Origin of the sequence: Streptomyces swartbergensis, from assembly GCF_002148965.1 — a bacterium.
GTDB lineage: Bacteria > Actinomycetota > Actinomycetes > Streptomycetales > Streptomycetaceae > Streptomyces > Streptomyces swartbergensis.
The window spans coordinates 1-8,802 of sequence record NZ_NGFN01000356.1; the positions used below are offsets into that span (position 1 = coordinate 1).

Here is an 8,802-nt window from a genome sequence, read left to right on the forward strand (position 1 = left end):
TATCCGAACGTGTCCGGACCAGCCCCTGGCGCCCTGACGGCCCCATGGAATGATGATCAGCGGCAAGGTGAGGGCGGAACGACGAGGAAGCCGGTGTGAGCGACGATCCCCTGGACGGAGCGGCGACCGGTCCGGCACCCTGCCGCATCGTCGTGTGCCGCGACTGCTGTTGCGGCAGCGGCAAGGTGACCGGGGTCGATCACGCGGCCCAGACCGAGCGGCTGCGTGCGGCGGGGCCGGTGCGGATCTCCGCGTGTCTCGACGTCTGCGACCAGGCCAACGTCATCGTCGTCCAGCCGTCCGCCGAAGGCCGGGCCGCCGGGGCCCGGCCGGTGTGGCTCGGGCTGGTCAACGACCCGGCCGCGACCGAGGACGTCGTCTCCTGGGTGCGGGAGGGGGGCCCGGGGGTCGCCCCTCTTCCCGAGATCCTCGACCTGTACGTGTTCAGCCCCCTCGGGAGGCGGCGTCCGGACGGGGCATGACCGGTCCGGCACGCGGGCACGGGGAGCCGGGGTGTTCACGCTGCGGGAGCCGGGCGGGCGGCCAGGGACCGGGCGGGGCGGTGTACCCGAGCACAGGCCTGCTGGTCAGCGCCCAGTAGAGTGCGCCTCTGTTGCCCCCTAACCCCGAGGTACCGCGCAGTGACCCCCGCAGCTCCCGCACCGACCGCCGCCGTGACCGTCGTCGGGCTCGGGGCCGACGGCTGGGCGGGACTGCCCGACGCGTCCCGCGCCGCACTGCGCGAGGCCGAGGTCCTGATCGGCGGACCCCGCCAGCTGGATCTGCTGCCCCCGGAGTGCACCGGGCAGCGCGTCGCCTGGCCCTCCCCGCTGCGCCCCGCCGTCCCCGGCCTGCTCGCCGCGCACGCCGGGCGCCGGATCGCCGTACTGGCCAGCGGGGACCCCATGTTCTACGGCATCGGCCGCGCCCTCGCCGAGGAGACCGCCGCCCTGCGCGTCCTGCCGCACCCCTCCTCGGTCTCCTACGCCGCCGCCCGGCTCGGCTGGCCGCTGGAGGACGTGGAGGTCGTCACGCTCGTCGGCCGGCCCGCCGCCCGCCTGTCCGCAGCCCTGCACCACGGCCGGCGGCTCCTCGTCCTCAGCGCCGACGCCACCACCCCCGGCGAGGTCGCCGCCCTGCTGCGGGACCGGGGCTTCGGGCCCAGCCGGATGCGCGTCCTCGAACAGCTCGGCGGCGAGAAGGAACGCACGACCGACGAGGCCACCGCCGACGACTGGCCCGCGGTACAGCAGCCCGGTGATCCGCTGAACATCGTCGCCGTGGAGTGCCGCCGCGCCCCGGACGCCCTGCGGCTCGGCGCCGTGCCCGGGCTCCCCGACGAGGCGTACGAGCACGACGGGCAGCTCACCAAGCGGCACATCCGCGCCGCCACGCTCGGCGTCCTCGCCCCCGCCCCCGGCGAACTGCTGTGGGACATCGGCGGCGGCTCCGGCTCGATCGCCGTCGAGTGGATGCGCACCCACCCCTCGTGCCGCGCGGTCACCGTGGAGCGGGACCCGGCGCGCGCCGAGCGGATCACCCGCAACGCCGACCGGCTCGGCGTGCCCGGACTGCGCGTCGTCACCGGCGCCGCGCCCGCCGTCCTCACCGAACTCCCGCCCCCCGACGCCGTGTTCGTCGGTGGCGGTCTCACCGCGCCCGGCCTCCTCGACGCGTGCTGGGAGGCGCTGCCCGGCGGTGGGCGGCTGGTCGCCAACACCGTGACGCTGGAGTCCGAGGCGCTGCTCGCCGACGCCCACCGGCGTCACGGCGGCGAACTGGTGCGGCTCGCCGTGGCACACGCCGTGCCGGTGGGCGGCTTCACCGGGTGGCGGCAGGCGATGCCGGTGACCCAGTGGGCCGTACGGAAGACCCTCGACACCTCTTCAGGACCTTCTTCAGGAGCAGTCAGATGACCGTGTACTTCATCGGTGCCGGCCCCGGCGCCGCCGACCTGATCACGGTGCGCGGCGCCCGCACGCTCGCCGCCTGCCGGGTCTGTCTGTACGCGGGCAGCCTGGTCCCGCGCGAACTGCTCGCCGAATGCCCGCCGGACGCCCGGCTGGTGGACACCGCGCAGCTCGACCTGGACCAGATCACCGCCGAGTTGCTGCGCGCCCACGAGGAGGGGCACGACGTGGCCCGGCTGCACTCCGGGGACCCCGCCGTGTTCAGCGCGGTCGCCGAGCAGATGCGCCGGCTGGACGCGGCCGGGGTGCCGTACGAGGTCGTCCCCGGCGTTCCCGCCTTCGCCGCCGCGGCCGCTGCCCTGAAGCGGGAACTGACCGTACCGACCGTCGGCCAGACCGTGATCCTCACCCGCGTCGCCAACCGGGCCACCGCCATGCCCGAGGGAGAGGACCTGGCCACCCTCGGCCGCAGCGGCGCGCTGATCGTGCTGCACCTGGCCGCCAAGTACGTGGACCGGGTGGTCGGGGAACTCCTCCCGCACTACGGCGCCGACTGCCCCGCCGCGGTCGTCGCCTACGCCTCCCGCCCGGACGAACTGATCATCCGCGGCACCCTCGACGAGATCGCGGGGAAGACGAAGGAGGCCGGTGTGCTGCGCACGGCCGTCATCATGGTGGGGCGGACACTCGGGGCGGAACAGTTCCGGGACAGCCACCTGTACTCGCCGGAGCGGGAACGCCACGTGTGCTGACGGCGGTGAACGTGTACGGCCCCCGCCGTCAGGCCGGCGCGCTGCGCCCGACCACCGTCCCCGCCCGGTCGATGCAGATCACGTCGACCACGACCGGCGCCCCGCGCAGCACGGCCAGGGCCTCGTCGCGGGCGGTCGCGGCGACCAGGTCGCCGAGCGGCACCCCGGCGGCCAGGCACGACTGGAGCGCGGCCAGCCCGGTGTTGGCGTCCGCCACCTCCGCGGCCAGCGCCTCGTCCGCGCCGCCGCGCCGGGCCAGCTCGGCGAGGAAGCCCTTGTCGACCTGGGAACGGGCCGAGTGCAGGTCGAGGTGCCCGGCGGCGAGCTTGGAGAGCTTGGCGAAGCCGCCGCAGATCGTCAGGCGGTCGACGGGGTGGCGGCGGATGTACTTCAGCACGGCTCCCGCGAAGTCGCCCATGTCGAGCAGGGCGTCCTCGGGCAGCCCGTACTCGGCCACGACCGTCTTCTCCGACGTCGACCCGGTGCACCCGGCGACATGCGTACGTCCCGCCGCCCGCGCGACGTCCACGCCCCGCCGGATGGAGTCGATCCACGCCGAGCAGGAGTACGGGACGACGATGCCGGTCGTGCCCAGGATGGACAGGCCGCCCAGGATGCCGAGCCGGGGGTTCCAGGTGGAGCGGGCGATCTCCTCGCCGTGGTCGACGGACACGGTGATCTCGACGTCGCCCGGGCCGCCGTGCCGGGCGGCGACCTCGGCGACGTGCTCGCGCATCATCTGGCGGGGGACCGGGTTGACGGCCGGTTCGCCGACGGGCAGGGGCAGGCCGGGGCGGGTGACGGTGCCGACCCCGGGGCCCGCCTTGAACACGACCCCGGACCCGGCGGGCAGCGGCCGTACCGTGACCCGGACCAGCGCGCCGTGCGTGACGTCCGGGTCGTCTCCGGCGTCCTTCACGACCCCCGCCATCGCGTGCCCGTCGCCCAGCTCCTCGACGGCCAGCGCGAACGACGGCGTCTGCCCCTTCGGCAGGGTGATCGTCACGGGGTCGGGAAACTCGCCGGTCAGCAGAGCGGTGTACGCCGCCGTCGTGGCCGCCGTCGCACAGGCTCCTGTGGTCCAGCCGGGCCGCAGGCCGGTGCGTTCCAGTTGGGCCCTGCGGCCGCCCTTCACTTCGCTGCTCATGAACGGACCTGGACTTCCATGCGCGTACTGATTCTCGGCGGCACCACGGAGGCCCGCCGTCTTGCCGAACTGCTCCACGACACGCCCGGTTTGACCCTGACCAGCTCCCTCGCCGGGCGGGTGGCCAGCCCCCGCCTGCCTCCGGGCGAGGTCCGGATCGGCGGCTTCGGCGGAGCGGAGGGGCTGACCGCGTGGCTGCGCGAGCACCGGGTGGACGTGCTCATCGACGCCACCCACCCTTTCGCCGGGACGATCAGTTTCCACGCGGCGCGGGCCGCCGCCACCGCCCATGTTCCCCTGCTCGCCCTGCGGCGCCCCGGGTGGGTCCCCGTCGCGGGCGACGACTGGCACGACGCCGGTTCCCTGGAGGACGCCGCCAGGCTGCTGCCCACGCTCGGCCGGCGCGTGTTCCTCACGACCGGGCGCATGGGCCTGGCCGCGTTCGCCGCGCTGGACGACCTGTGGTTCCTCGTCCGGTCCGTGGACGCGCCCGAGGCCCCGCACCCGGCCCGCATGGAGGTGCTGCTCGACCGCGGCCCCTTCACGCTCGACGGCGAGCGCGAACTGCTGCGCCGGCACCGCATCGACGTCGTGGTGACCAAGGACAGCGGGGGAGCGGCCACCGCCCCGAAGCTGACGGCCGCCCGTGAGGCCGGACTGCCGGTCCTCGTCGTCCGCCGCCCCCCGGCCCCCGAGGGCGTCCCGGTCGTGCCCGGGCCGGAGGAGGCGGTTCGGTGGGTCGGGGAGTGGCTCCAGGGGCGCGGGTTGCCGGCCGGCGGCTGAGCTCCGTCCTGGCCTGGAGGCGGGCCGGTCCGGCCGGGGTTGCTCGGTGCGTGGCCTCTCCTCGTGCCGGGTCCGTGCACGGGCCTGTGCTGCGTGTCTCCGGGTGGATGGACGCCGGTCCGGTGGGTCGGGGAGTTGTTCCGCGAGCGCGGCTTCTCGGCCACCGGCTGAGCTCCGTCCTGGCCCGGAGGGGGGCCGACCCGGCCGGCGCTGCCCGGCTTCTCCTCGCACCGCGGAGTCGTGCCACAAGCGCGGCTTCCCGGCCACCAGCTGAAAACCGGCCTGACCGGGCGGCGGGCCGGCCCGGCCGCGCCTGCTCGGTGCTCTCCGGGTTTCCAAACAGGCGACGAGCCCGCCGCCGCGCCCCCTCACCCCTCCGGATAGCGCCGCGGAGTCCACACGATCTCCTCGCCGTCCCCGCGCCGTACGGCCCGGGTCTGGGAGGAGCCGACCAGCAGGATCGTGCGCATGTCGACCTCGGCCGGGTCCAGGTCGGCCAGCCGTACGATCCGGACGCGTTCGCCGGTGCCGCCCACGTCCCGCGCCACCACGACCGGGGTGTCCGGCGCCCGGTGTTCCAGCAGCAGCTCGCGTGCCTTGCCCACCTGCCAGGTGCGGCTGCGCGAGCCGGGGTTGTACAGGGCGAGCACCAGGTCCGCCGAGGCCGCCGCGTGCAGCCGTTCGGCGATGACCTCCCAGGGCTTGAGCCGGTCGGAGAGCGAGATGGTGGCGTAGTCGTGGCCGAGCGGGGCGCCCGCGCGGGCCGCTGCCGCGTTGGCGGCGGTCACGCCCGGCAGCACCCGCACCGGGACGTCCGCGTACTCCTCCTGGGACGCGGCCTCCAGCACGGCCGTCGCCATGGCGAAGACGCCCGGGTCGCCCCCGGAGACGACCGCGACCCGCCGCCCGCGCCGGGCGAGGTCGAGGGCGAACTCGGCGCGCTCCGACTCGACCCGGTTGTCCGAGCCGTGCCGGACCTGCCCGGGCCGCCGCGGCACCCGGTCGAGGTAGGTCGTGTAGCCGACCAGGTCGTCGGCGGCGGCCAGCGCACCCCGGGTCTCGGGCGTCAGCCACAGCGGACCGGCCGGCCCGGTCCCGACCACGACGACCTCGCCCCGCTCCCGGGTCTCAGGCCGCTCGGTGTCCACCTGGCTCGGCAGCACGGCCACCGAGAAGTACGGCACCGACTCCGCGTCCACGTCGGCCAGTTCGGCGAGCCGCTCCCCGTCCATGGTGGCCCGCTCGACATACCGGGCGTCGCCCAGCCGCCCCGAAGCCTCCAGCGCGCCGCGCACCTTGGTGAAGGTCCGCCCCAGCTTCATCACCACGGCCGCGTCGGTCGAGGCGAGCCGTGCGGTCAGCTCCTCCTCGGGCAGGGTGCCCGGCAGGATGGTCAGCACCTCCTCGCCCTCGGCGAGCGGAGTTCCCAGCCGGGCGGCGGCGGCGGACACCGACGTGACGCCGGGGATCACCTCGGTGTCGTAGCGGTCGGCGAGCCGCTTGTGCATGTGCATGTAGGACCCGTAGAAGAGCGGATCGCCCTCGGCGAGGACCGCGACCGTCCGCCCCGCGTCCAGGTGTTCGGCGAGCCGGGCCGACGCCTCGGCGTAGAACTCCTCGATCGCGCCCTTGTAGCCGCCGGGATGGTCGGTGGTCTCGGTCGTGACCGGGTAGACCAGCCGCTCCTCGATGTGGTCGGCGCGGATGTGCTTCGCCGCGATCGAGCGGGCGATGGACCGGCCGTGCCGGGCGCTGTGGTACGCGATCACGTCGGCCTCGGCGATGACTTCGACGGCCCGTACGGTCATCAGGGACGGGTCCCCGGGGCCGAGCCCGACCCCGTACAGCCGCCCCGCCGTGGACTGCTTGCCGCTCACTCTTCCTCACTCGCGATCGCGTTGAGCGCGGCGGCGGCGATGGCGCTGCCCCCGCGACGGCCGCGCACCACCAGATGCTCAAGACCGGACGGATGCGCGGCCAGGGCGTCCTTGGACTCGGCGGCCCCGACGAAGCCGACCGGCACACCGATCACGGCGGCCGGGCGCGGAGCCCCCTCCTCGATCATCTCCAGCAGCCGGAACAGCGCGGTCGGCGCGTTGCCGACGGCCACCACCGAGCCCTCCAGCCGGTCCCGCCACAGCTCCATCGCGGCGGCGCTGCGCGTGGTGCCCAGCTTCGCGGCCAGTTCCGGCACGGACGGGTCGGAGAGCGTGCAGAGCACGTCGTTGCCGGCGGGCAGCCGCTTGCGCGTCACCCCGCTGGCCACCATCTGCACGTCCGTGAAGATGGGCGCGCCCGCGCGCAGGGCGGCACGGGCGCGGGCCACCACGGCCGGCGTGTAGGCCAGGTCCCGTACGAGGTCGACCATCCCGCAGGCGTGGATCATCCGGACCGCGACCTGGCTGACGTCGGCGGGCAGGGCCGCGAGGTCCGCCTCCGCGCGGATGGTGGCGAAGGACTGGCGGTAGATGGCCGCGCCGTCCTTCTCGTAGTCGTACGTGGTCACGGTGGTCTTCTCGCTGCTCTCGGTCGTCGTAGGGGTGGTCATGAGGTGATCTCCGCCAGGGCGGCGGCGAGTCGGGCGGGGTCGTTCATCGAGGTGGTCCGGGGCTCCTCGCCGTGTACGGCGGTGGAGAGCCGGTAGCCGCCTCCCGGAGCGGCGACCACGTCGACGCGGTCGCCCCGGGGGTGCCCGCAGCGGCGTTCGCAGCCGGACCAGTACAGGGGCAGGCCGTGCGGGTCGACCGCGCCGAGGGTTGCGGCAGCGTCGGTCCGTACGTCCGCCTGCGACTTGGCGCACCCGGGCCTGCCGACGCAGGCGCCGACGCGCAGCCAGGGGGAGCCGGGGTCGGTGACGAGGCCGGCGGCGGCGAGGCGGGCGAGGGACACGTCGGCGTGGGTCCCCGGTGTGGGAAGAACCACACCGCGCCACGGCGTCAGACGCAGCTCACCGGCCGCGACATGCGTCAGTTCCCGCCATTGGCGCGCCGAGAGCCGTCCCAGGGGGATGTGCACGCAGAGGCCGTCACCGGCCACCCCAGGGGGCGGGCCGTCCGTGCGGCCGGTCTCCCGGCCCCGCCGCTCGTGGCGGATGCCCTCAGCGGTCAGACGCCGACCGACCGCAGCGAGCAACTCCCCCTCAGGGAGGGCGAGTTCATCCACGCGCCAGACCTGCGCCCCGCTCGCCCGCGCCGCCTCCAGGAAGGTCTCCGCGGCCAACAGCGCGGCCCGCGCCGCCTCCTCGGCGGAGACGTGCAGCGCCTCTCCGGACCCTCCGAGGCCGAGTCGCGCACCGCCGTCCACCGTCGCCCGTACCGTCACATCGGCATCCAGACCGGCCACGTCCCCGCGTCCGTCGTCGAGCGCGAACAGGAAACGCCCCGACAGGGCCTGGGCCGCCTCGCTCGCGCACAGCGCCGCGTCGAGGGCCGTCAGCCAGGGCCGTACGTCCAGCGCGCCCCGCCCGTCGAGGCCGGACAGCGGGGAGGCCACGATGTTGCGCACCCGCTCGTGCCCGCGCGAGGGCAGCAGCCCGGCGGCGTCCAGCAGCCCGGCCAACTCCCCGGCGCAGCCGCCGTCCAGACCCCGCAGCTGCACGTTGCCGCGCGAGGTCAGATGCAACTCCCCGTCGCCCAGCCGCTCCGCCGCGTCGGCGAGCGCCTCCGCCTGCCGCACGGTCAGGACCCCGCCGGGGACCCGGACACGGGCCAGCGCGCCGTCGTCCGCCGCGTGCAGCCGCAGTGTCCCCGGGCAGGCGTCACCGCGGCCCCGGGAGACCGCTGTGGCCTGGGGCGATGAACGGAGGGCAGGCGTGGACATGGCGGCGAGCATACCTACCATCACACCCGGTGTATGCCCCGCCCTTTTCCCCCGCCCCTTACTATGCTCCTCGGTGGATCATCCGGTCCGCCGACGCCACGACGGCGACAGGGGAGGAAGCCCGGTGCGAGTCCGGCGCGGTCCCGCCACTGTAAGCCCGGCCCTCACCGGTCGGGCGAGCCAGGAACTCCCGCCGTCCCACCACCCGCCCGGGGCGCGGACACCCCGAGGAAGGCCAGCCGCCGCATGCTGCACTCAGCCGGGGAACGACTCCGGAACCCCCGCATCCTGCTCCTGTCGACCTCCGACACCGACCTGCTCAGCGCCCGCGCGGCCGCCGGCCCGGTCCCCTACCGCTTCGCCAACCCCTCCCGCCTCGACCTCGACGACC

The 8,802-nt window shown here is 75.2% G+C and carries 8 protein-coding genes and 1 riboswitch; of the genes, 4 read left to right on the forward strand and 4 right to left on the reverse strand.

The features are described from left to right. Nucleotides 1-95: 95 nt before the first annotated feature. From CA983_RS36170 to cobM, 3 genes are all read left to right on the forward strand, one after another. The gene (locus CA983_RS36170) at nt 96-482 is read left to right on the forward strand and encodes a hypothetical protein (protein WP_086604975.1); all 387 of its coding nucleotides are present in this window, start codon (nt 96-98) and stop codon (nt 480-482) included. 159 nt (nt 483-641) lie between these two features. Next, the gene (cbiE, locus tag CA983_RS36175; protein ID WP_086604976.1) at nt 642-1,916 is read left to right on the forward strand and encodes a precorrin-6y C5,15-methyltransferase (decarboxylating) subunit CbiE; all 1,275 of its coding nucleotides are present in this window, start codon (nt 642-644) and stop codon (nt 1,914-1,916) included. After that, nucleotides 1,913-2,662, forward strand: coding sequence for a precorrin-4 C(11)-methyltransferase (gene cobM, locus CA983_RS36180; protein ID WP_086604977.1), 750 nt, complete (start codon nt 1,913-1,915; stop codon nt 2,660-2,662). Before cbiE ends, cobM begins: the two co-directional genes overlap by 4 nt. Before the next feature lie 28 nt (nt 2,663-2,690). On the opposite strand, the gene CA983_RS36185 is transcribed toward cobM, so the two are convergent. After that, complete coding sequence (locus tag CA983_RS36185; protein WP_086604978.1) at nt 2,691-3,809, reverse strand: cobalt-precorrin-5B (C(1))-methyltransferase; 1,119 nt, start codon at nt 3,807-3,809, stop codon at nt 2,691-2,693. An 18-nt stretch (nt 3,810-3,827) separates the two neighbouring features. Here CA983_RS36185 and CA983_RS36190 point away from each other — a divergent pair, with 18 nt between their 5' ends. Then, complete coding sequence (locus CA983_RS36190) at nt 3,828-4,592, forward strand: cobalt-precorrin-6A reductase (RefSeq protein ID WP_086604979.1); 765 nt, start codon at nt 3,828-3,830, stop codon at nt 4,590-4,592. A gap of 368 nt (nt 4,593-4,960) precedes the next feature. Here the strand turns inward: CA983_RS36190 and CA983_RS36195 are convergent, their stop codons facing one another. The 3 genes from CA983_RS36195 to cobG are packed head-to-tail and all read right to left on the reverse strand — an operon-like array spanning nt 4,961 to nt 8,423. Beyond that, nucleotides 4,961-6,469, reverse strand: coding sequence for a precorrin-2 C(20)-methyltransferase (locus CA983_RS36195; RefSeq protein ID WP_086604980.1), 1,509 nt, complete (start codon nt 6,467-6,469; stop codon nt 4,961-4,963). Then, the gene (locus CA983_RS36200; RefSeq protein WP_190146823.1) at nt 6,466-7,140 is read right to left on the reverse strand and encodes a precorrin-8X methylmutase; all 675 of its coding nucleotides are present in this window, start codon (nt 7,138-7,140) and stop codon (nt 6,466-6,468) included. Before CA983_RS36200 ends, CA983_RS36195 begins: the two co-directional genes overlap by 4 nt. After that, a complete protein-coding gene (gene cobG / locus CA983_RS36205) occupies nt 7,137-8,423 on the reverse strand; it encodes a precorrin-3B synthase (protein ID WP_208637110.1) in 1,287 nt (428 codons plus the stop codon). The genes CA983_RS36200 and cobG overlap by 4 nt, the downstream gene beginning before the upstream one ends. A 101-nt stretch (nt 8,424-8,524) precedes the next feature. Next, nucleotides 8,525-8,601, forward strand: a riboswitch (cobalamin riboswitch). The last annotated feature ends 201 nt before the right edge of the window (nt 8,602-8,802 follow it).